The 22,301-nt window shown below is 51.1% G+C and carries 21 protein-coding genes; 19 read left to right on the top strand and 2 right to left on the bottom strand.

What is annotated here, in order from left to right; genetic code table 11:
- Nucleotides 1-10: 10 nt before the first annotated feature.
- From HMPREF9412_RS24905 to HMPREF9412_RS24825, 19 genes are all read left to right on the top strand, one after another.
- Entirely contained in the window at nt 11-406 is a 396-nt protein-coding gene (locus HMPREF9412_RS24905) for a hypothetical protein (protein ID WP_009594578.1), read from the top strand.
- Nucleotides 407-532: a CD1375 family protein gene (locus tag HMPREF9412_RS33485; protein WP_009594597.1), complete on the top strand. Its 126-nt coding sequence runs from the start codon at nt 407-409 to the stop codon at nt 530-532.
- Nucleotides 533-850: 318 nt separating this feature from the next.
- Nucleotides 851-1,288 (top strand): phage tail terminator family protein, encoded by a 438-nt coding sequence (locus tag HMPREF9412_RS24900; RefSeq protein WP_009594592.1) that lies wholly within the window; start codon nt 851-853, stop codon nt 1,286-1,288.
- Between the two features lie 169 nt (nt 1,289-1,457).
- Nucleotides 1,458-2,777, top strand: a complete 1,320-nt coding sequence (locus tag HMPREF9412_RS24895) for a phage tail sheath family protein (RefSeq protein WP_009594588.1) — start codon at nt 1,458-1,460, stop codon at nt 2,775-2,777.
- A gap of 1 nt (nt 2,778) precedes the next feature.
- Nucleotides 2,779-3,237, top strand: coding sequence for a phage tail tube protein (locus tag HMPREF9412_RS24890; protein ID WP_009594586.1), 459 nt, complete (start codon nt 2,779-2,781; stop codon nt 3,235-3,237).
- Between the two features lie 29 nt (nt 3,238-3,266).
- Nucleotides 3,267-3,689 carry a phage tail assembly chaperone gene (locus HMPREF9412_RS24885; protein WP_009594559.1) on the top strand — a complete coding sequence of 141 codons (423 nt, stop codon included), beginning with the start codon at nt 3,267-3,269 and terminating at the stop codon, nt 3,687-3,689.
- 194 nt (nt 3,690-3,883) lie between these two features.
- Complete coding sequence (locus HMPREF9412_RS24880; RefSeq protein ID WP_009594595.1) at nt 3,884-5,866, top strand: hypothetical protein; 1,983 nt, start codon at nt 3,884-3,886, stop codon at nt 5,864-5,866.
- 1 nt (nt 5,867) lies between these two features.
- Nucleotides 5,868-6,587 (top strand): LysM peptidoglycan-binding domain-containing protein, encoded by a 720-nt coding sequence (locus HMPREF9412_RS24875; protein ID WP_009594598.1) that lies wholly within the window; start codon nt 5,868-5,870, stop codon nt 6,585-6,587.
- A 12-nt stretch (nt 6,588-6,599) separates the two neighbouring features.
- A complete protein-coding gene (locus HMPREF9412_RS24870) occupies nt 6,600-7,565 on the top strand; it encodes an XkdQ/YqbQ family protein (protein WP_009594590.1) in 966 nt (321 codons plus the stop codon).
- Nucleotides 7,566-7,571: 6 nt separating this feature from the next.
- A complete protein-coding gene (locus HMPREF9412_RS24865) occupies nt 7,572-7,868 on the top strand; it encodes a DUF2577 domain-containing protein (protein WP_009594605.1) in 297 nt (98 codons plus the stop codon).
- Nucleotides 7,865-8,278 carry a DUF2634 domain-containing protein gene (locus tag HMPREF9412_RS24860; protein WP_009594560.1) on the top strand — a complete coding sequence of 138 codons (414 nt, stop codon included), beginning with the start codon at nt 7,865-7,867 and terminating at the stop codon, nt 8,276-8,278. The genes HMPREF9412_RS24865 and HMPREF9412_RS24860 overlap by 4 nt, the downstream gene beginning before the upstream one ends.
- Nucleotides 8,271-9,329 carry a baseplate J/gp47 family protein gene (locus HMPREF9412_RS24855; protein ID WP_009594585.1) on the top strand — a complete coding sequence of 353 codons (1,059 nt, stop codon included), beginning with the start codon at nt 8,271-8,273 and terminating at the stop codon, nt 9,327-9,329. Before HMPREF9412_RS24860 ends, HMPREF9412_RS24855 begins: the two co-directional genes overlap by 8 nt.
- Complete coding sequence (locus HMPREF9412_RS24850) at nt 9,326-9,871, top strand: YmfQ family protein (RefSeq protein WP_009594611.1); 546 nt, start codon at nt 9,326-9,328, stop codon at nt 9,869-9,871. The genes HMPREF9412_RS24855 and HMPREF9412_RS24850 overlap by 4 nt, the downstream gene beginning before the upstream one ends.
- On the top strand, nt 9,872-12,523 hold the full coding sequence (locus HMPREF9412_RS24845; protein WP_009594589.1) for a hypothetical protein: 2,652 nt from the start codon (nt 9,872-9,874) through the stop codon (nt 12,521-12,523).
- Between the two features lie 12 nt (nt 12,524-12,535).
- A complete protein-coding gene (locus HMPREF9412_RS24840) occupies nt 12,536-13,117 on the top strand; it encodes a hypothetical protein (protein WP_009594575.1) in 582 nt (193 codons plus the stop codon).
- Nucleotides 13,118-13,136: 19 nt separating this feature from the next.
- Nucleotides 13,137-13,274, top strand: a complete 138-nt coding sequence (locus HMPREF9412_RS32240) for an XkdX family protein (RefSeq protein ID WP_009594567.1) — start codon at nt 13,137-13,139, stop codon at nt 13,272-13,274.
- A 290-nt stretch (nt 13,275-13,564) separates the two neighbouring features.
- On the top strand, nt 13,565-14,017 hold the full coding sequence (locus HMPREF9412_RS24835) for a phage holin family protein (RefSeq protein ID WP_009594599.1): 453 nt from the start codon (nt 13,565-13,567) through the stop codon (nt 14,015-14,017).
- A complete protein-coding gene (locus HMPREF9412_RS24830; protein WP_009594604.1) occupies nt 14,004-14,789 on the top strand; it encodes a glycoside hydrolase family 73 protein in 786 nt (261 codons plus the stop codon). Before HMPREF9412_RS24835 ends, HMPREF9412_RS24830 begins: the two co-directional genes overlap by 14 nt.
- A gap of 202 nt (nt 14,790-14,991) precedes the next feature.
- On the top strand, nt 14,992-15,258 hold the full coding sequence (locus HMPREF9412_RS24825) for a hypothetical protein (RefSeq protein WP_009594565.1): 267 nt from the start codon (nt 14,992-14,994) through the stop codon (nt 15,256-15,258).
- Between the two features lie 254 nt (nt 15,259-15,512).
- Here the strand turns inward: HMPREF9412_RS24825 and HMPREF9412_RS24820 are convergent, their stop codons facing one another.
- Together HMPREF9412_RS24820 and HMPREF9412_RS24815 are read right to left on the bottom strand one after the other, a co-directional pair.
- Nucleotides 15,513-20,477 (bottom strand): CBM96 family carbohydrate-binding protein, encoded by a 4,965-nt coding sequence (locus HMPREF9412_RS24820; protein ID WP_139084091.1) that lies wholly within the window; start codon nt 20,475-20,477, stop codon nt 15,513-15,515.
- Between the two features lie 97 nt (nt 20,478-20,574).
- Nucleotides 20,575-21,894 (bottom strand): polysaccharide lyase family 7 protein, encoded by a 1,320-nt coding sequence (locus tag HMPREF9412_RS24815; protein WP_009594615.1) that lies wholly within the window; start codon nt 21,892-21,894, stop codon nt 20,575-20,577.
- Nucleotides 21,895-22,301 lie beyond the last annotated feature (407 nt).

The following is a 22,301-nucleotide window of genomic DNA, read 5'->3' as shown; positions in this document are numbered from 1 at the left end:
AGGGATGAGTATGATATTTCTAGGCAGAAAAATTTACTTTGATAAGCTCACAGGTGCAATTATTTACACAAGGGGAGAATTGAGTGGGGCTGTACGAGAGACCACTACAGAGGAAGACTTTGAAACCTTCACGGCCCTTGCTGAGCGATCGCCTGAAACAGTTGGTTGCTTAAAACTTGAATATGGTCAATTGAATCGAGACTTTGAAGCTGCAGATGATTGGTGGGTTGAACCTGATACGTTAGAGCTAAAATTTTTATACCGAGACCCCAACGAACCAGAAGCGCCATCTGTATTTCAAAAACCGTTGTCCGTTGAGGTTGAAGAACTGAAGGCAGCTGATTTCGATAACAAGGAAGCCATCGCCTTACTCTTTGAATTGCAATTGATGGGAGTCGGAATGTAGATGGATAAACGAAAAATTGCGAAGATTTACCTTGATCTAGTCAAAGCTGGTCGGCGCGAGGAAGACAGCGTACCACAGGAAATCCGGAAAGAGTATGACGAGTTAAAAGCTGAGTCCATTATGTAGGTTACGGGGACGGCTTCATTTCTTGGCCCTGAACATTCTTTGAATAGATGTGAACCACTCACTCATGACGAAGGCGCAGAAGAGCATATTGCTACAACATATGTTTTTATAGAAGTAAAGTGGACGGTGTACAATGGCAATGCTCCAACGAATGAATCGGCTCAAAGCCAAGGCAGACAATTTGGATGAAAAGCTAAATAGAGCATATTCGCTAATGAGGCAACTGCCGAAGCATTGCAAAATTTGCAACTATCTTTTCCATACCGAATTAAATTGAAGACCATAACAGACATCCAGTTGAAGAGAGGAACAATAAATATGATTGTTCAGGAAATGCAGGGATCTTTGAAGGGAACTTTGATGAGGAAGTTTTCAGAAATTGAAATGGTTTTAAGAGAGGATGCCGTTCCTACACCAGAACCACCATACTTCCAAACCGAGCTAACCCTAGCCGAGTTCGAGCCGATATCGACCAATCGATATGCGGCTCGTTTTCGTTTCAAGATCTATTACGTTCAGGTTACTGGGAAGTCGGTGTCCTCGCTCATGGACGAGATGCTGGAGTGCCTGACATCCCTTGATGTCGAAGGTCGTCCATGTCGCGCCTCGTCAGTGGCGTGGGAGCGACCAACGGGGAATGATGGGACATCGGGAGAAGGATATTTTCGCGCAGAGTACGTCATTCAGCTGACGACCGATCAGGTCGAAACGGAAAGCAAGATGCAAACATTGAAACAGGGAGGCGGTTTGAAATGAGTAAAAAGAAACAGCACCGACGTTCAACAAACACCAACTGGTACAATCCAATCAATTTAGTAATCGCGAAAAGGATGTGCTTAGCGCCATTCTCGAAGTGGGCAAAACGTACACCGTTCAGCAAGCGAAAGAGCAACTCACCACATTTTTGAAAAAGGAGGTCATCTAAATGGCCGGAGGAACATGGACAACACCCAACAAAGTAAGACCAGGCGTTTACACTCAAATCTCATCGCAGGAGCAGCCGATCGGGCGCGTAGGTGAAAGGGGGATTGCCGCACTGGGCTTGTCCCTTCCATGGGGAGAGCCGCAAAAGATGCTGACGATCAAACCAGGTACCAATCTGGTTGAGGTGCTGGGTTATGATATCACGGCACCGCAGCTGCTCTCGGTAAAAGAAACCCTCAAGCGTGCTGGCACACTCCTGTTGTACCGCCTGAACAGCGGTGTACAGGCTGGCGGCTCGGTTGCCGGACTGAAAGCAACTGCTCTTTACGGCGGAGAGCGTGGGAATGACATCCAGATCGTTGTTGAGCACGCGGTGGATGATCCCGGCAAGTTTGTGGTCAGCACGCTGCTGAGCGGCAAAGCTGTGGACAAGCAGCTTGTAGCTAGTGCAGAAGAACTGCAGCCGAACCTGTACGTAACCTTCGCACCGGATACCGGCGATTTGGCGGCAACGGCAGGATTCGCTCTGACTGGCGGCGCCAACGGCACCGTGACGAACCAAGAGCATGTGAACTTTCTTGCCGCGCTTGAGGTCCAAGACTTCCAGACCGTTGGCCTGTTGTCTGCAGACCCAACGCTCAAGTCCTTGTATACCGCTTTCGTCAAGCGGCTTCGCGAACAGGAAGGCAAGAAGGTTCAAGCTGTAATGTCCGACTATCCAACTGCGGATTATGAAGGAATCATCTCCGTGAAAAATGGCGTTGTTCTCACCGACGGAACCATATTAGACAAGGTGAAGTCGGTGGCTTGGGTCACAGGAGCCACGGCTGCGGCAGCGGTCAACGAATCCTTGACGTATGCGGCTTACGATGAAGCGGTGGATACCGATGTTCGTCTAAGCCATACGGAGATTGAAGCGGCACTCACGAAGGGCGAGTTCTTGTTCAGCTACAGCGGCGGCAAAGCCGTGGTCGAGCAGGATATTAACAGTTTTACATCGATTGAGCCGGCCAAAGCGCGCCATTTTTCCAAAAACCGTGTGGTCCGCGTCCTGGATGGCATTGCGAATGATCTGAAGCTGATTTTCGAGAAGTCCTATATCGGGAAGGTAGACAACAATGTGGATGGCCGGACGCTGTTTTGGGCGGAATGCGCGGCGTATTTTGCGTCTTTGCAGAACATCGGGGCTATCCAAAATTTCGATGCGAACGAAGATATTGTGGTGATGCCGGGCACGGAAGGCGATGTGCTGTTTGTGGATATCAAGGTACAGCCGGTGGATGCGATTGAAAAAGTATACATGAAAGTGAAGGTGGTCTAAGATGGCATTTTTGCGGGCAAGCGACACGATTTCGGGGCAAGAGGGCAAGGCATTCGTCAAGATTGGCGACCGTATGGAGGAAATGTTCTACATTAAAACACTGGAAGCTACGGTGGAGAAGGAAAAAGCCGAGCTGAAAACGATGGGCCAACGCGCTGTGCAGCACAAAGCCATTGGCTGGAAGGGCAGCGGCACGATGACCATTTATTACGTGACCACGCTGTTCCGCGAGCTGATGATGGAATACATTCAGACCGGCAAAGACGCCTACTTCATGATCGAAGTGCGCAACGAGGATCCGGGCTCGTCGACGGGACGTCAGACGGTGATTTTGGAAGGGGTCAACCTGGACAGCGTGATTATGGCATCTCTAGACACGGAAGCGGAGGCACTGGAGGAAGAAGTGGCCTTCACGTTTGAGAATGTGCGGATTGAGACGCCGTTTAACCCATTGGCTTAATACTTATTCATATATGAGGAGGAAGGAATATGAGCGATTTTAGTATGTTTTTTTCTGGCCAGTCGTCTGCGGAGATCACGGAGGAATTCGTGGTCTCTGTTCGTTTTAAGAACGCAGAAGGGAGCCCCGTTCCTTGGAAGCTGCGCAGTATCACGGAGGAGGAGAACCAGGAGTGCCGCAAAGCGGCTACGCGTAAGGTCAAGGGTAAGAATGGCGTCTTCACGCCGGAAATCGACCCGAACGACTATATGGCGAAGCTGATGGTATCGAGCGTCATTTACCCGGATTTGAAAAACAGCGAGCTGCAAAAATCCTACGGCGTGCTCGGTGCAGAGTCCCTGCTCCGCAAAATGCTGCTGCCCGGCGAGTTTGCCGCGCTTGGCGAGCGGGTCCAAGGCCTTAACGGTTTTGATCGCGATATGAACGAACTGGTGGACGACGTAAAAAACTGATCAAAGAGGGCGACGGTGACGCGAACTATGCGTACTACGCCCTCCACGAATTGCACATCCTTCCTCACCAACTCATGGCGATGACGGTCCGGGAACGGGCCGCCATCTATGCCATGATCTCGATGCGGGTGGAGAAGGAGAAGCTGGAGCGAGTCCGGAAGCGGAGATAGGTTGTAGAAGAAGGGGGTGAAGGAATGGCGAGTGTAAAGGATGCGCTGTCGTACTTTAACAACATGGCCAATGATGTGTTGGTTGGTCAATGGCTGCAGTTTGAAAAGGGATACGAACAGGTTGTCAAACAGATTACTAAGGCTAAGGAAGAGCAAGAAAAATTAACGCGTTCAACGGCAAAATCTGTCTCGTATAAAGAAAAAATGCTTCAGATGACCGAAAAAGTCGTGGATGGAATCGAACAAATGAATCAAAAAATGGGAGAAGGCGAGAAGAAAGCGAGCGCCCTTAGCAAAGCGTTAAAATTTGCCAAATCGGCATATAAAGCGGGAGAAATTGTCGTCAAGGCGACTATTGCTCCTGCTGCTCAGGAACAGAAGCTAGAAGATCTATTTAAAGTAAAATCAGGCAATGCAGAAGTGGGAACTGCGATGTTTCAGACTTTTAAGAATAATGCGCTGAAGACGGGCTCGGATGTTAATCAATCTCTAGAAAACGCACTGACCTTTATGTCGGCAACCAAAAATTCGGATCAACTCACGCAGCTTACTGGCTTTGCCGATCGAATGAGCATGATGTCGTCAGGAAACAAGAGTTCTAAAGATGCAACAGAGGCAATTATGAGTGCAATGCGCGGAGATACTAGTTCTTTAGCGAAAAATTTTAATATTCCTGATGCCCAAATCAAAAGCTTCAATGCGGAAATTACCTCATCTAAGGGCAATTTTACTGCGTTTCTCTCATCCATGGATAAGCTGCTTCAAAAATCCGGCATGACGCAAGAAGCATTAGGCTCAATGATGGATTCTCCCGTTAACAAGTGGCAGAAGCTGCTGGGACTAGTGGATAACTCGTTTGTTCAGATTGGAACTGGAGCTTTGGCAGCCATTATGCCGTTAATGGAAATGATAAGTGCCGCATTTGAATCAGGAGCATTTCAGCCGTTCATTGATGCTTTAACAATTGGGTTATCTGTATTGGTCCAAGTGTTTATGTGGATTGCAGAACTGGTGCCACCGGCATGGGAATTTATTAAAGGTGCGATTTCTGGCGTAGGAATGGCAATCTGGAACGTTATCAGCATATTTATGGGGTTACTGCCCATCATTACGTTTGCAGCTGTATTACTAGGAATCCTCAATATTGGGCTAATAACCAGTAGAATCGTTGCTTTAGGTTATGGAGCCGCTCAACTAGCTGCAGCTATGAAAACGAATCTCTTAACGGCAGCAACCAGCATCCAAGCCGGAGCAATGAGGATTCTTAATATGATTATTAATGCGAATCCACTTATGTATTTAATTGCTTTAATTATCGCCGTGATTTCAGCATTCGGTGTTTGGAGTGTAGTCACACAAGGACTGAAAAAGGTTTTTAGTAACGTGTTCGGCTTCATTGTCGATCTGGCGCAAAACACGGTCAACACGGTCATTTCCGTCATTAACGGGATCATTAAAGGTGTGAACGCGGTAGCGGGCTTTTTCGGTAAAGTTCTAGGCGTAGATACCAAGCAAATCGCCGAGATTGAGTATAAAGCAGACTTTACGAATTTTAAGGATACGGGACAGAAAGCGATAGAAGATTTTTCGATGGATACCTTCAAGGGTAAATTCATGCCTGATAAGAACTTGGGCAAGAACAACGAGGATCTTTTAAAACAATACAACAACGGCAAAACCGGATACGATGTTACCGTTCCGAAAACCACCCCAACCCCGTCCATGCCCGCCATGCCAACGGCTCCAATCCCGGTAGCCCCTGCGGGCGGCAGCATCGATTCCATTGGTAAAGTGGATAACTCGGTGGACGTGGCAAGCGAGGATCTAAAGGTGATGCGCGATTTGGCGGAAGTGAATGCGATCAGCAATATGATCACCCTGACGCCGACTGTGCAGATGACGACGGGAGATATTAACTCGGGGGCCGATCTCGATACGATCATGTCGAGAATTAACCGAACGCTGGAGGAGCAGTTTGTGTCCAGTGCCGAGGGGGTGTATTTGTAGCATGAGCGATTACGGATTTTTTCTGAGCTTCAATAACCAGGAGGAGGTTTTCCGATTTCCGGTGAATCCGGAGCGGATTGATGTCAAGGATAGCGGTGAAGGCAAATCCTATACGGTCGCGGGGCTTGGCGAAGTGAATGCGATTCTGCACCCGAAGCTGACGGAGATCTCGTTTGAAAGCTTTTTTCCGGGGAGAGTGTACCCCTTTGTACATCTAGGCTCTGACCAGAAGCTGAAGCTTCCGATTGAATACGTAAATACCATTAAAGGCTGGATGGAGTCTCGAAGGCCTGTTCGCTTTGTCATGACGGGGCTTGTTCCCGATCCGCTGAGCGGTACGGATGGCAAGAATGTGGTGCGGGCGATGAAGTCTTTTGGCATCAACATGGCGGCCTCCATCGAAAGTTTCAATTGGAATACGATGTCCGGATCGCCGGAGGATATCGAGTTCTCGATCACGCTTAAGCGCTATGTGTTCTATGGGGCACGCAAGGTTATGCCGGTTAAGGACAAAAAGGCCGCTGCGGTGAAAACCAAAGACAGGCCGGATGACCGCAAAAAACCAACCTCCTATACGGTTGCCAAAGGCGACACCTTGTGGAGCATTGCCCAAAAGCTGCTCGGCAGCGGTTCCCGTCATGCGGACATCCAAAAACTGAACGGAATCAAGGACCATGAGGTCCGAAAGCTGGCCGTCGGCCGGGTTCTGAAAATTCCTTAAAGAGGTGGCATCGTGATCGAACTGATGATTGACCGTAAGAACGGCAGCGTGTGGGATTTGGGGCAGATCGTAACCGACATCTCATGGAAAACAAGCCGCCAGGCGAAGCCGGCAAGTCTGGATATCAACTATGTGAACGATGGCCTGGCGCAGAGCAAGGCATTCGAAGTGGAGAACGGCGACATTGTGCGCTTCCGAAAGGATAACAAGGATCTGTTTTATGGGTACGTTTTTTCCAAAGAGTGGGGCATGGACGCCCAGGTTAAGGTAATGGCTTACGATCAGCTGCGCTACCTGTCCAGCAACGACACCTACCGGTTCACGAATGCCAAGGTGGAGGATATCATCCGGAAGATCGCTAAGGATTTCAATCTGAAGACAGGTACGCTGGTCGACACGGGCCATACGATCCCTGCCATGCTGGAAGCGGACAAGAAACTGATCGATATCATCTGCAAGGCTCTGGATTCCACGTTGATCGCGACCAAGCAATACTATATGTTTTACGACCGGTATGGCGAACTGACGTTGACCAACATCAACGACATGCTGCTCATGCTTGCGGTGGGAGAAGACAGCCTCATGACGGATTTTTCATATAAAAAAAGCATCGACAACGAGACGTACAACCGCATCAAAGTCGTGCGGGACAACAAGCAGACGGGCAAGCGGGATGTTTACCTATATCAGCACGGACAAAACATTGCCCAGTGGGGCCTGCTCCAGTTATACGAGGTTGCTGACGAGAACATGAACCCTGCTCAATTGAAGCAGTTAGCGCAAAATTTGCTGGAGCTGAAGAACAGGGAGCAGCAGACGTTGTCGATAGAGGCTATCGGGGATTTACGGGTTCGTGCCGGAAACACGATCTATGTGAACCTGCCCGAAGAAGGCTTGAAGCCGTATCTCATCGATGAGTGTACGCATAAATTCTCGGACGGTACGCACACGATGTCGCTGAATATGAAGGTGGTGTAAGCAGGGATGCTGGATATTATCAAAAAAGCCAGTCTCAGCGCCGTGGGAAGCACAAACCCGATGGCGGTGCTGTACGGCACAGTCACATCAATCCATCCTCTGGAGGTGAACGTGGATCAGCGTTTCAGCCTGACGGAGGATTTTTTAGTTATCGGAGAGTCGATGACCGAGTACAAGCTGAACATTGGCGGCGCGGAATATGTGATTCGAAAAGGGCTGGAAACGGGAGACACGGTGCTGCTCATACGTTACCAGGGCGGGCAAACGTATCTCGTGCTGGATCGGTTGGTGAAGCCGTCATGATCCCGCAAGGAGGAACGCTGCAGCCGGGTAGCGAGATCGTGGAAACCTTGGAGCAGCCTAGTTTGACATATGATTTGAATCTGGAGGAAGGGAAGATATCCGGTCACATTGATGCTCTTGAGGCCGTTAAACAGGCGGTCGTCAAAATCCTTCAGACTCGCCGATTTGAGCATCTGATCTACAGCAGCAACTATGGGCAGGAGCTGGACTCCGTCATTGGCCGCGACCCGCTGTGGGCCTATGCTGAAATCGAGCGCCATATCAAGGAAGCGCTGCTGCAGGATGATCGCGTGTTGTCGGTGGATGACATGAACATTACGTTCACGGGCGAGTTGGCCATAGCGGAGTTTACGGTCCGAAGCGTGCATGGAACTTACAGTATGACTAAGGAGGTGAGGGAGAGTGGTTGAGGAACAGACGTATGAAGCCATTCTGGAGCGGATGCTGGATCGCGTCCCGGAGGGTATGGACAAAAGAGAGGGCAGCATCATCTACGATGCGTTGGCGCCTTCTGCGGCTGAGCTTGCCCAGATGTACATGGAATTGGAGTATTCCATGAACCTGAAATTTGCCGCTACGGCATCGGGCGAATTTTTGGATCGAAGCATTGCCTGGTCGGGACTTACCCGAAAGCAGGCTACAAAAGCACAGCTGCTGGGGCAATTTTCGGGCAGTAACGGCGCCCCGGTGGATGTGGCTATAGGGAGCCGTTTTTCATTGGATCCTCTGAATTACAAAGTCATGACCCGGCTGGGTGCAGGGCAGTACGTGCTGGAATGCGAGACGAGCGGGAAGGAAGGCAACCGTCGATTCGGTTCGCTGCTTCCGTTGGAATACGTAGAAGGCTTAGTAAAGGCCGAGCTGGTGGAACTCTGGGTACCTGGCGAAGATACCGAATCGGATGAAGCGTTATATGACCGATACCGCGAAAAAATCTCCCGGCCCGTGACCAGCGCGAACCGGAATCAGTATGAGTTATGGGCGAGGGAGAAAGCCGGGGTCGGCAAGGCCAAGGCTTTTCCGTTATGGGACGGTCCCGGCACGGTCAAGGTGGTGCTGCTGGATAACGAGATGCGTTCGCCTACGCCTTCCGTAGTGGATTCGGTGCAGCAGCATATTGATCCGACCATGGATGGCATGGGAGAAGGGGCGGCTCCCGTCGGTTCGGTGGTCACCGTTGTGGGAGCGGCTGAAGTGCCAGTCCATATTGAAGTGCAGGTTACGCTGCTCGATGGGGCTGGCTTGGATGGTGTGCAGGGAGCGATTGAGCAGGGCGTGCGCCAGTATCTGAAAGACCTCGCCATGTCCGACCCGTTGGTCCGGTATAACCGGATCGCCAACGTGATTTTGGATATTCCGGCTGTCATCGACTACGAGGTATTGACCGTGAACGGGGGAACGGACAGCATTCCGATCGAACCGGAGGCGGTAGCTGTCCTGGGGACGGTGACGGTCCTATGAGTAAAGCCGAAGCCTGGCTGGGTTATTTGCCGTCCTTTTATCACGATGTTCGGGAAATGAAAGCCATTGCCGGAGCCGAAGGAGTTGAGTTGGATAAGCTGGCGCAAGAACTGGAGGATCAGTTGGACCAGTATTACCCCGAAACCGCGACCTGGGCGCTATCCAGGTATGAGCAGGACCTGAACATCCCGGTCAACTTATCCAAGCCGATTGAACAGCGGCGGTCGGTGATCATCTCCAAGATGCGGGGGAGCGGGAAGGTGTCTGCCAGCATGCTCAAAAATGTGGCACAAGCCTATGAGCGGGGCAGCATCAAGGTATCCGTCCAGCCGGCGGAGTATAAAGTAACGATTCATTTTCGAGATACGCTGGGCATTCCGCCCAATTTAAGTGACTTGAAATCGGCCATTGAGGAGATCAAACCCGCGCATATGGCTGTGGATTACGCTCTGCGTTACCTTACCATCGCCGAGGTGGAGGGCATGACGTTTGAGGAAATATCAGCAACGACACAAGACAGATTGTTGGGAGGAGGAGCCTAAATGACGAATCCGGTTACGCCGAATATCGGGTTGAACAAAATTGATCGAACCTCGCCGTCCACGACGTATTTCGATCTGGAGAAGTATATTGATCAGAACGCGGATGCCGTAGATCGGTTCGCGGGTGAAACGAACGAGTCCATCAATGCACTGGGAAAGCGTCTGGATACCGAAGAACGCAGGGAAGTTGTGCTGCAGCCGGGGCTTCAGATCGTGAATGCGGAGCGGAGCGCGCCTTTTAAGCTGAGTGGGATTAAGGGGCGGACGTTGGTGAATTTGGCTGGACGGAGGACTAATCGAAGCGTATCAAATCCGGCGACAACTACCTTAAGTGTTGGGTCAGGCACAACTGGTAACAATACTGAGGCTATAAATGTAGCTGTTACTAATAAAGACGAGGGTTATATCATTTATAGGCAGGTAGGGGGTTCAGCTTTTCTTGCTCTAGCTGGGAAATACTACGTAATATCGGCAGAAGTGAAAATAAACAGCATTTCAGGCAGCGGGTTAGTAAAAGTAGGTGCAAATGCTGCAATTGGGGCGGATGCTGTAGATAAGACTAAACTGGGGGTTTGGCAAAGAATTTATTATGGGTTTACAAAATCAGTTGACACTGCTTTTGATATTATAGTTGGAGTTTGTTATGCGGGCGGAGTATATGCTGCAGTTAACTTTGATGTTAAAAACGTAAGTTTGTATGAAATTTCACAATCAGAATATAACAGCATCACATCGTATTCCTCGGAACAAATGGTTATAAAATATCCATACGTCGATAGTATTCAACCTGTCCGAAATCCGTACGTGATTCGATACGGAGATAATTTGGCTCCTACACTATTTGAAGGCTCGGTGGAAAGTTCAACGAAAGTGCTTTCTGAATATTCAGCTATAGTAAAAGCAACAGGTGCAACGATTGTGGAATACCGGTCTAAACTCATTCCGGCTATACCGAATACTAACTATACACTTCGTGCAAAAATCACTCTAAATGGCCTTGAAAAATACGATGGAGTGTACGTTGATGTACTAGGTTACGATGAAGCAGGATTCTATGTATTAGACACACCTGGAACCTCCGTCAGCGGAACAGGTAATGGAACAGATATATTTGTTACTCCGGCAAACATTAAAACTATGGAGGTTCGTATTGTAGCACCTCAAGGTGCGACTGTTGGTGACTATGTTATTGAAGATATTACACTTAATCTCGGAGTTACGGTCAAAACACACAATCCACGTGAAGACTATATATTAACGCTGCAAACGGACTTATACTCCGATCCGGTGACAGGTATGAATGCTGACGAGGTATTCGAGAAGGGCGGGCAGTATACTAAGCTTGCGAAGTGGAAGAAGCTAGTCTTTGACTTCAACCATCAATACGGGTATTTTAATTCATACTCAGGGGGAAAATGTGTACGACTACTTACAGATATTGTTGATAGAAATAAAACTAATCAACCAGTTGTGACAAAATATGATGGAACTTATTTAAAAGGAGGTCTACCATCAAGCGCAGTAGATTTATACAGTACAGCTGATTGGGGTGGTGGGGCTATAGGTCTAGGAATAGGTGTTTCCAGTGCAGACAGCGGATGGGGTGACAACTACACGCCGACACCTGACGAGATTAAGGCATTTTTTATGGGTTGGACGATGTATAACGGCTCCGCAATCATATCCGAAGGATTGCAAACGCCTGATAATCCCGTGAACAACCTATACAACGGTACAGGCATAAAATTATGGGCTCGCAGGTTAGATGGTGTTAATCGTATTTGGGTTGATGGGACGTTTACGCTTCCGACTATACAAGCGCCAAATTGGACGCCGTACCAACTCGTTTACCGACTCGCAACGCCAACAGTCGAACCTATCGTTTCCGAAGGCACGTTAACGTTTAATGAGGGCGATAACTTAATCGAGGTTGGGACGGGAATTGTGGTAAGAGAGAGCAACCAGCTTTCAGTTGCAAGCAATGGTGTTGCAACATTCAACGGTGCAAAATACCCACTGAAAAACAAAGCCTCTTTACTTATCGAATTTTACAGAAACGGAATGCGCATCACGCCTGATAGTTCCGGTTTTCGGACTCCAGGATCAGCTTTAGAAGTTTCAAATGGACCCGCATGGGCTAGTGTTAATAAAGAGAAGTTCGACCCTTCCGCCGCGTACTCCGTCACATACCTGATGCTAGATAAATCACCTATTGTTCCATTCACCGGGTCGTATGCGGCTAACGAAATGTCGATGTTCCAAGAACTGACTGGCACGGTACAACAGAATGCCACCGCTGTATCTGTATTGATGAATAAGAAGGCAGATAAGTATTCGCAGCCGGGTTGGATTTCACCCACGCTACTAAACTCTTGGACGGGAATATTGAGATATCGAAGGGACTCGCTGGGAAATGTTTACATTGTAGGACGCCCAGAGGGAGGCACGACAGGAAACGGAGTTTTGCTATTCACACTTCCAGAGGGATATAGACCATCTGATGTAATAGTTTTCGGATCTCTATGGTCTTCTGGTAGCGCGTTACTCCCCCTTGAAATTACAATAAATACTTTGGGCCATGTACAAATTTGGAATGTGGGAGGAAATGCTTATCTTGATATATGCCTACCTTCATTCCTAGCTGAACAATAAAGGAGGTATTACATGAAAGCCGTACCTAAAGTAAATACAGACGGCCTCTATATAGAGGACACGATCGTGGACGATGCCTTTTCCGGTGTCGTCCCTTTTTATTCCTACATGGAACAAGGAATACCAGATATTCTAATCACAACAAAAGACGTTAACAAACCAAAAGGTGAAGCCCCCAACGAACCAGAAACCACCATCTCCGGCTACATCATCGGCATCCCTGTAACTCCAGGCTTGTTCCGCCCGCGCTTTGATCTTGCAGCCTGGAATGCATACGAGGCTGCCGTAAGTACAGCACAAGATTCATTCCAACAAGCCTTGTCTAAATGGCATGCACTCCCGGAAGAGCAGCGTGGCGACATGCCGGTGCTGGAGTCTCCGGCCCAGCCGATATTTTGGGTAGAAGGCTTAACCTCAGAGGAAATCGAGGAGCTAACCAGACCTCAATCAGTAGAGCCTAATGAAATGGATCGTCTAGGGAGCGAGATGGTAACGCGGGAACTGGAGGCTTTGGAGCTGCGTCAACAGAACGATGCACAGGGCGCTCAAATCGTGGGACTTGAATTGCGGCTGCTGTCGCTTGAAAATAGCTGATCGAAAGGAGCGGGAGACGATGTTCGAGAACGATTTTGAACGATTGAAGTACTACTATGAAAAGAAGTGGGCACAGAAGTCTCAATTGAGACAGTATGTGGCGTTTGGCGTAATCAACACGGCTGAATATGAAGTCATCACTGGCGAGGCATACTAAACGCTGCTTTGAAAGGCCTAACGTGAAGGGCTTCAACGGAGAAGGCGGAATCATGCTGGAGAAGCGGAGCGGTCGCCTTTGTCCCCGGATTTTAACTCTATCCCTAAAGTTTCAGGAAAATCTGGGGGCAACAGCGATCGGAAGCATGATCCGCATGCGAAGTGGTGTACTGCTTAAAAGGTGTATCCATGTATTTCTGTTAAAGCAACTATGAATAACTTCAATCCAAGCCCTCGGCTCCCCCGAGGGCTTTTTCACACCTTCAAAACCATATAAAAGGAGGAAGAATTATGTATGAGCACATCGGTCAGTTTTTTAAGATGCTCGTGGCGGGGACGGGGGCCGTGACAGGGTACGTCTGGGGCGGATGGTCGCTGCCGCTGCATCTGTTGTTGTGGTTCGTGGTGATTGATTGGTTGACCGGGTGGGGCGCGGCCTGGATGAACGGCGAGCTGCGCAGCCGTCTTGGTTATACTGGAATTGCACGCAAAATGACCATTTTTCTCATCATCGCCCTGATGCATCTGGTGGACCGGGTGCTGGGGGAGATGAATTATTTTCAGAATACGGTGATCTTCTTCTATCTCGCGAATGAGCTGCTGTCCATTATTGAGAACGTAGGAAGAATGGGGGTACCGATCCCCCAGTCCCTGCGTAATGTGGTACAGGTATTCCAGATCAAATCCGAAGAAGGGGAAAAGCCAACCGCAGGAAAGGAGGAGAAAAAGGATGAAGCCCTCTGATTTTATAGCCAAGCTGGCACCTATAGCTGCTCAGGACATGCGTCAGTACGGGGTACCCGCTTCGCTTACGCTTGCCCAGGCAATCCTGGAATCCAACTGGGGAACGAGCGGCCTGACGCAAAAGGCGAACAATCTGTTCGGCATCAAAGGAACCGGCCCGGCGGGCAGCGTGACCATGCAGACAACGGAATACCGGGGACAGACGCCCTATACGACTCAAGCCTCATTTCGAAAATACAACCACTGGCATGAATCGGTTGCCGATCATACCCGGCTGATCTTGAACGGCACCCGCGACAAGCCGCAGCGCTACCATGGCGTGTTATGGGCGGATTATAAAACGGCGGCAACGGAGATTTGGAGAGGCGGCTATGCCACTGACCCCAATTATCCCAAAAAGCTCATTTCCATTATGGAGCAGCATTCGCTCCATCAATATGATGTGCCAAGTCCGGAGGAGGAGGAACGCATGAAAATCGAACAATTAACGGCCGAGCTGCAAAAAACACAGGACCAGGTTCGGCAGCTTAACGAGCAATATGCCTCGGCAATGAAACTGCTAACCGAGCAGGGCATTGCCATCAAGCAGATGAATGCCAGGCTTAAGGCGGCGGAGACGGATAAGCCTGCGAAGGTTCCATCTTGGGCGGGACCGGCGGTACAAGCTGCAAAAAAGGCAGGAGTACTTCATGACCCTGAGGGCAGCTTCGATTTTTACCGGATCATGACCGTGCTTTATCGTCTGGGGATTATCAATAAAGAGAGCAATTGAAATCTGAGTTTTCTGTAGGAGACGGTTCCATCTAATTAACATGGCAGGGGTTATTCTTTTGAATGACTTTGGATACAACTTGAACTTGAAGTATAAGGAAAACAAAATAAGAAACCGCTTGGTCGCCAATAGGCGGCCTTTTTATTTGGCACGGGTTTTACAGGGAAAATCCCTGATTATATAAACCAGAAGGAGAACAATCATGATGGCAAAGTATCTGTTAACGCATGTAGAAGGGGAGAAAGCTTATCCAGGTGTGGAGGAATTCGACGGGGATATTCATGCTTTCATGGAATCAAAGGCATTGTATATCCGTACCATTCCCTTGACTAGCGGTGTGAACGGAAATTATGTCTACGCCGACGGTCAGAAGGACCGCTTTGGTGATTCCGTCACGCTGGGACTTCTGACTTTTGTGCAGAATACGATCCCCGCCCGGCATATTCGCTGGATTATTGCCCCGTTGTAGAAGGAGCTGGCGCATTGGCGGTAGGCGCGATATAAATTACCGCTTATATGTAATATTTATCGGTCAATATGTTTAACCAAGCATGAATAGCCTGAAAAAGAAAAGTCGCCTAGCGGCGACTAAAATAAAGCAGCGATGCAGTTTTCGATGATTTTTTCTACTCCGGGTTACCTAGCCTGCGAAACAACTAATTTCTCGACGTAAAGCAGATTAACGTGCCTCTCCATTACGTTTTTCACGTATTACACCGTACCTCACTTCACCCTCACCGTTCCCACCGCATTTGCTTGATTCCCCGCATGATCCGTAACGGTATAGGTCACCGTGTAGATTCGGCTTTGACCGCGTGCCGATTTCTCCGCTCGCAGCCGGAAATGAGTGTCATCGGTACCGAATTCGGCATCCTGAATATCCGGTCCTCGATCACCTCCCTTGCCTTTACTTTCGTTGATACCTGCATCCTTATCTTGCACAGTCAAAATATCCTGGATATCTCCGCTATGCCCCTTGCCACCTGTACTCTCGCTGGTGATGGAGGTTAGCATGATGGACGCAATGCCAGAGCCTTCATCGCTGGATTCGAGGCTAGCGCGAATATCGACCATTTTGTGATTCGGCGCCTTCAGTACGGAAGGCGAGAGCGTAACCTTAAGCACCGGGGCGATTGTATCGATGTTCGAAACGGTTGCCGTTAGGGTGCCTTTGTTGCCGTCCTCATCCGTATATTCGAAGGTAAACGAACCGTTCTCCGTGAACCTGTAAGTTGAAGATCCGCCGTTATTCGTAACGGTAATCGGACTCTCGAAGACCAAGGCTGCTACAACGTCCCCATTCGTTGGGGCCGTCGTGCTGTACTCCAGGCCCACCGTGAAATCGGTATACGTGACGCCAGGTGCTGCCGTGAAGTTCTCGCCGATATTGTCCAGCGTATTGCCCGTTAGCTTGATATTCTTGCCTGCCTGGAGCTGAATTCCGTTACTGTTGCCGGTGATGACGTTGTCCAGAATCTGCACGTTCTCCGGATCTCCGGCTCCGATGCCGCCCGCGTTGGTGTCCCCGTTGTCGTGCTCGAGCAGGATGGCCCAATAATGCTCGGCGGTGTTCTGGCGGATCGTGTTGCCTTTGATGATCGTGCCCGGCCCGTTCAAAATGTTGATGCCTGCCGCGTTAGGAATATCGACGGTATTCTCGATTCGGTTGTTCTCGATGATGGTATCCGGCGAGCCCATCGATACGACGATGCCTTCCCGCGCGTTGCGGATCGTGTTGTCATGGATATAGTTTTGCGGGCCGGATTTGCTGTGATTGGTCGGGGCGGTCCCCCCGGTATTCCCGATGCCGATGCCGCCGCCATACGGCATGTCGGTGATCAGGTTATCGTGGATCTCGTTAAAATACTCCAGCTCCCCATGCAGATCAATCGCATCCAGCCGGACTTGGTGGAATTCGTTATGCCGGATCACGTTGTTATGGGCCACATATTGAATGAGTGCGCCGTGACGAAGATAAGGCCCCTCGAAGGAAGAGTCCTCGACCAGATTCCACCTTGTATCATTGGCAAAACCGTTACGGTCGACCTTCGGCACCCCCTGAATGGATACGCCGTACCCGGCACCGCCCGGCCCAAGGTCCGTGGCATTTCGGAACGTGGTATTGCGGACGACGATATCATGGCTGTTCTCGATGCGGACGCCCATGCGGCTGAATTTCTCGATCGTCACGCTGTCGATCGTAATGTTGTATGAAGGCGCCTCGCCATAATTGGCGGCAATGATCATCATGTCCGGACCGCCGGCATCCGGGTTGTTGATTCTGTGATCGGTCGAATATTGGCCTTCCCATGCGGAGGTCAGCGTCAGATTGGAGATGGTCAGGTCATGCTGTTTGGCGGATCTCAGCATCGTGCTGTTCCGGACCTTGTTCAGCGAGGTCTTCAGGATCGCACCCTTCTGGCTCTCCCCCCGTAAATTGACCTCCGATTTCAGCATTAGATTGGTCAGTCCATCGGGCGCACTGTTTAAGTTGTATACGCCATTCGGGAAAAACACCTCGTCGCCCGGGACCGCTTCATCCATTGCTCGTTGAATCGCCGGTCGATCGTCCGAGCCGTTGTCTGCAGGATCTGCTCCGTAATCGATAACGTTCAGCGTCCTTCCGGTAGCAGCAAAAGCCTGATGTACCGGATGGTCGCTGCCGTCTGCATTCTTCATGCCGGGAGCGGTAAAAGGAACGGTTCCTTCCGGAGGCTGCGGCACAAAATCCGGAATAATGGCCACAGGCGTATCCCCGTTAGCAAAAGGAGGGTAGATATGGACTTCCGTTAGACTCGTGTAGGCACTGCCGTCCGAATTTCCGCGCCCGATCAGCCTCACGTAACGTGCGCTCGTGTCCGGAACGTCAAAAGGCTGCATCGCGTTAGTGGTTCCGCTGCTCGAACCGTTGATAAGCGGAGACCAGGTCACGCCGTCATCGGAGGTTTCGATATCGATCTCCGTAGCGCGAGCGTCCCCTTTATAGAAGGCGATGCCCAGATAACCGATGTCCCGGGTCTCGCCGAGATCGTACATGATCCACGGACCGTCGCCGGCGGCAGACCAGCGGGTGTACAGATTTTGGTCCAGGGTATTATCCTCGATGTTGCCGTCGCTGCCGCTTGCCGTGACCGAGACCACGGGCCAAGGCGCTAAGGGAGCGCTAAGCGTCGTAACCTGCAGCGTCAGCGGAACCGGACTGACGTTTCCAGCGGCATCCACGGCCTCGACCTTATAGCTGTACTCCGTGTGCGGAGATAGTCCTTCCGCTTCATGGCGGGTGATGTCGGAGCCCATCTCCATGACTTTGACGCCGTTTTGATAAACGTTATACTTCGCGACGATCTTGTTGTCTTCCGCCGTCGGCCATGACAGATGCACATAATCTTCGCCAATGCTGCCGATGGACAGGCGGCTTCCGTCCGGCCAGGACGGCGGCGTCGTATCCTGACTGGAATCCACCAATTCGCTAACGACCAGCGCAGGTCTTGGATTACTGGAGCCGTTGGCTTCCTTGGTATAGATATTGACGCTGACACCGGTATGGGCTGCATCCGCAAGGAGAAACGATACGCTGCCATCTGCTAGATGACTGCGGACATAGTCCGTCACATCGACGCCGTACACCTCCGGCCGGCCGCTATTCTCGGCCTTCACCGTAAACGACCCCACATAAGCGGCCGAATCGAGGCTGTTCACGGGCGCATTGTTCCAGGTCAGATCGCTTTCGCTCCAGGCTGTATCCTCAATCCCGTAGAGGGAGAGCTCAAGATCCGTGTTGCTGGTGCCTTTTTTCGCGGCGACCTGGAATTCGTAGCGGTATTCGGGATCGCTCAGAGTGGAAGCATCGAATTTGAAATAGACATACCTTTTGTTGGTTGTACCGGATGAAACGCTAAAAAGACCGACGCTTGTGCCTGTAGCGGAATTGATATTGGCGTCCGGTTTGGAGCTGTCGATCAAGGCATCGTCCGAGGGCTCCAAACGGCCAACCTCAACGGGGATGCCCGTTGAAGGATCGGTTGGGTCGGTGGGATCGGTCGGATCCGTCGGATCAGGAGGCGTGTAGCCTTCTTTGTAGAGAATCGGCGTCGTGACCTCCAGATTCTTTACGTGCTGCTCCATGAAGGCCCAAGCTTCCGCATCCGCGGTTGTTTTGGCTTCTCCGGTAAAGCCGTGGCCTTGGCCGGGAACGATTTCGAAATCGACCACAGGAACGCCGGCAGCCGTCAATTGATCGGCGAAGGTGATGCTGTCGGTATAAGGGATGGTGGCGTCCGCGTCTCCATGCCGAATCCAGAACGGCGGATCATCGGGACTGGCGTACGTTCCGGGCATGGCAAGCCGTGCTTCAATCGGGACGGACAGGGCGTTATGTCCGCCGAGCAGCTTCGTGACCGAACTGTACCGGTCGGCAAAATCGGTCGTGAAATCGGCAGGTCCATACCAGTCCACCACGGCCTGCACCTTGGTCGAGTATTCCGGCCACCCTCCGGCGCCTTCGATATCGGGCAGATGCACCGTATCCCCGGTATCCAGCGTGACCGTATCCTCGAAGGTCAGGTCTCCCGTCGTTCCAAGCAGGGAAGCGAGGTGACCTCCAGCCGAAGTGCCCCAGACGCCGATTCGGCTCGGATCGATGTGGTATTGCTCGGCATGGGCGCGCAAATAACGGATGGCCAGCTTCACGTCTTGAATCTGGGCCGGGTAAGGCGCTTCGGGAGTTAGACGGTAGCTTAAGGAGACCCCGATGTACCCGCGTTTAAGGACATAGTTGCAGATGCTGCCCAGGGCGTTTTTGCGGTCTCCCTTGTTCCAGCCTCCGCCGTGAATGTAGATCATGACCGGCATAGGCTCGGCCAGCGGAGTGCTCGGAACGGCGATGGACGTATAGAGATCCCGGTCGCCGGCTTTGCCGATCAAAACGTCCTCATAGAGGGTTACGCCTTCCGGAGCAGGGTATGGGCCGGTTTCGGTTGGCGGAGGCTCAGGCACGGGATCGATGGCAGGCGGAATGCCTGGTATGGCCTGACCGGACAGCGAGACGCTGTCGATATACATATTGGCGTTCATCGGATCACCTACCCGGAACTGGATTCGCACGTTCGGATTGCTGTTCGCTTCCGGCGGCAGCGTCCAGGTTTTCAACGTGTTGGATTCGCTGCGCGGCGCTTCAGGCGTTCCCGGGGCCAGCTTGAAATCCTCCAGCAGGCTCCAAGTCGCGCCTTCATCGCCGGACCACTCTGCCACGATGCTTCCGCTGACATAAGATGAGGCTCTCGTATAATAACTCAGCTTAATGTTGCCATAACCCGTCGTATTGACGGGCAGATAGACGGAATCGGTCACGTCGATTTTCATGAGGTTTGGCGTGGACGGCGCGCTGCCGGATACGGAGGTCTTGGCTTTGCTTCCGCCTTCCCCGGTTTGAACCCAGGGCAGGGGAACGACGACTCCTCCGGTGGTGCCGTATCGCTCCGAATCGAAGTTATCGGAGAAGAACAGAACATCCGGACCTTCCGGCTCTGGCAGGGGATCGGAAGCAGAGGCAACAGATTCTGCCGCAAGATCGAATCCTGCAACAGATTGTGCAGATGTAACAGAAAGCTGCCCTGGGGATGCCATGACGCTCATGGTTATCAGCAGGCAGAGGACTAGGCATGAGAACCGGTAAAGTTTCTTCTTCAACGTTTCATCCCTCGCTTTTCGATTGGTAGTTGAAGCGTGTTTAAGAACGCCCGGAAGCAGGCTGGACTGCCCCGGGCATCGGATGGACAAGTGGAAGCTACGGATGCATGTGCGTCAGAGAGAAGAAAGTGGCTTTGACATGGTCGGATTGATCAGGTGTGGTATCGGATTTGTTTTGGTTATAGACGCCTGCCTTGAAGTACAGATATTTATCGTTATAACCGCTTGGAAGGGTATGGGTCACGGTGATGGCCGATCCGCCCTCCGGGGTTACTTTTACCGTCATGAGCAGTCCGGTCACCTTGATTTCATAGCTCCATGTCTGGCCGAGGGCAATGCCGCTTACAGGGTTAAGCTGGTTCGGTCCACCGAGAATGTTCACCCAGGTGTTGTTGTTGTCGAGATCATCGGTTCCAAAATAAACCGCCCCCCTGCTGTCCGAAGGACGCTTGTGGTAATAAAGCCGTATAGGCTCGGTGCTGGGGCCATGGATCTGCCCGACCACGACGCGGCCGATTTTATCGGCTTCGTTCCCGCTGACGGATACACGATCCACGCGTAAGGTAGCCTTCATCGTTCCATCCACGCCGCCGGCCTGTGACTTAATGGAAGGGGAGGAGGTAGAGGTTACCCAGTTGTTGGCCCATGAGGAGGCGCTGTTCGTCGCCGGATTCAGCATTTCCCGAAGCTCGGAGCGGGTGTAGGTGCTGTTCGTGGTGGTCTCGCCGATATTAGGGGATGTGAACACCATGCCGCCGGTGACGGGATCGGTATAGAACCAATCCGGATGCTCATAGCCGCCGGCGAGTGTGCCGGCCGGGATCTCGGACGCGTCAGGCAGGGTGATTTTCCACTTGGTTAGGTCAAAATTGCCCGAAGGGGGCTTCGCCGGGTCAAGGGTTCCGCCTCCTCCATCCGTAGTACCTCCCCAAATTTCGACCTCCGTATAGCTGTTCCAATTATTGGAGGTATTGCCGTGGCCCACAATACGTACATAGCGGGCTTCCACGACGGGGATGGAGAAGGATTGCAGCTGGTTATTTTGGACGCTAGTGACAGCGTTCCGAGCTTGAAGCCAGTTGGAGCCGTCGGTTGAGGTTTGGATATCGAAGGTGAATGTACGCGAGTCCCCGTTGTAAAATGCGATCTTGACCAGTGAGACCGGTTGGACGGAACCTAGATCCAGCCTCAGCCAAGTGCCGTCGCCTTCGCCGGACCAGCGTGTGCTAAGACTGCCGTCCACCGCTTTCGATGCATCGCAAGCACAGCGGGTGTCGTAGCTGCTGGCCGATGCGGAAGCGGGGTACTTGCTCTCATTAGCAGCCATGCTCTGTCCTTCAAACAGAGGAGCAAGCAGCATGGCTGCACTGATCAGGCAGAAGGTTATTCTTTTGGATAAAGCAAACCTTCGTTTCACGGCGATCCCTCCCGTAGGTTGATGTAATCGTTAATAAATATCATTTCCCTCCTTTCTGCGGTGCGCTTCAGACTGGTATGACAGCGCTTACCTAAAACGTAGCAAGAATGTGCGCACAGGTCTTGTGTTAATCCTATAAGCACTTGGTATTTTTGCATAATGGGAGGATTTATTGCGCCTTCTGCCTCCAAGCAGCTTTCCTGGACGATGAAGCATCGTGTATTTGGATTTCGCCACACCTGACTCGGACAAGAAATATCTTGCTTGGCGATAACGGATATGATGAGCCGGGTATACAATGAGGGAACAAGCGGAAAGGGAATAACATTTTTCTTCGGATGCCGTATGGCATATAATCTAAAGAACGAACGATTCTGAATCGACCCTAAATAGATAAAAAAACAGGA

The sequence above is a fragment of the Paenibacillus sp. HGF5 genome (genome assembly GCF_000204455.1).
GTDB classification, from domain to species: domain Bacteria; phylum Bacillota; class Bacilli; order Paenibacillales; family Paenibacillaceae; genus Paenibacillus_AQ; species Paenibacillus_AQ lautus_A.
Note: the sequence above shows the minus strand (reverse complement) of the source record. Positions and strands in the feature narration are given on the sequence as shown.

Coding starts and splice junctions, on each gene's coding strand:
- HMPREF9412_RS24900 (WP_009594592.1), top strand. CDS start 851: ATGATTGTTCAGGAAATGCAGGGATCTTTGAAGGGAACTTTGATGAGG.
- HMPREF9412_RS24825 (WP_009594565.1), top strand. CDS start 14,992: ATGATGGCAAAGTATCTGTTAACGCATGTAGAAGGGGAGAAAGCTTAT.
- HMPREF9412_RS24845 (WP_009594589.1), top strand. CDS start 9,872: ATGACGAATCCGGTTACGCCGAATATCGGGTTGAACAAAATTGATCGA.
- HMPREF9412_RS24830 (WP_009594604.1), top strand. CDS start 14,004: ATGAAGCCCTCTGATTTTATAGCCAAGCTGGCACCTATAGCTGCTCAG.
- HMPREF9412_RS33485 (WP_009594597.1), top strand. CDS start 407: ATGGATAAACGAAAAATTGCGAAGATTTACCTTGATCTAGTCAAAGCT.
- HMPREF9412_RS24880 (WP_009594595.1), top strand. CDS start 3,884: ATGGCGAGTGTAAAGGATGCGCTGTCGTACTTTAACAACATGGCCAAT.
- HMPREF9412_RS24840 (WP_009594575.1), top strand. CDS start 12,536: ATGAAAGCCGTACCTAAAGTAAATACAGACGGCCTCTATATAGAGGAC.
- HMPREF9412_RS24875 (WP_009594598.1), top strand. CDS start 5,868: ATGAGCGATTACGGATTTTTTCTGAGCTTCAATAACCAGGAGGAGGTT.
- HMPREF9412_RS24860 (WP_009594560.1), top strand. CDS start 7,865: ATGATCCCGCAAGGAGGAACGCTGCAGCCGGGTAGCGAGATCGTGGAA.
- HMPREF9412_RS32240 (WP_009594567.1), top strand. CDS start 13,137: ATGTTCGAGAACGATTTTGAACGATTGAAGTACTACTATGAAAAGAAG.
- HMPREF9412_RS24905 (WP_009594578.1), top strand. CDS start 11: ATGATATTTCTAGGCAGAAAAATTTACTTTGATAAGCTCACAGGTGCA.
- HMPREF9412_RS24890 (WP_009594586.1), top strand. CDS start 2,779: ATGGCATTTTTGCGGGCAAGCGACACGATTTCGGGGCAAGAGGGCAAG.
- HMPREF9412_RS24835 (WP_009594599.1), top strand. CDS start 13,565: ATGTATGAGCACATCGGTCAGTTTTTTAAGATGCTCGTGGCGGGGACG.
- HMPREF9412_RS24885 (WP_009594559.1), top strand. CDS start 3,267: ATGAGCGATTTTAGTATGTTTTTTTCTGGCCAGTCGTCTGCGGAGATC.
- HMPREF9412_RS24865 (WP_009594605.1), top strand. CDS start 7,572: ATGCTGGATATTATCAAAAAAGCCAGTCTCAGCGCCGTGGGAAGCACA.
- HMPREF9412_RS24850 (WP_009594611.1), top strand. CDS start 9,326: ATGAGTAAAGCCGAAGCCTGGCTGGGTTATTTGCCGTCCTTTTATCAC.
- HMPREF9412_RS24895 (WP_009594588.1), top strand. CDS start 1,458: ATGGCCGGAGGAACATGGACAACACCCAACAAAGTAAGACCAGGCGTT.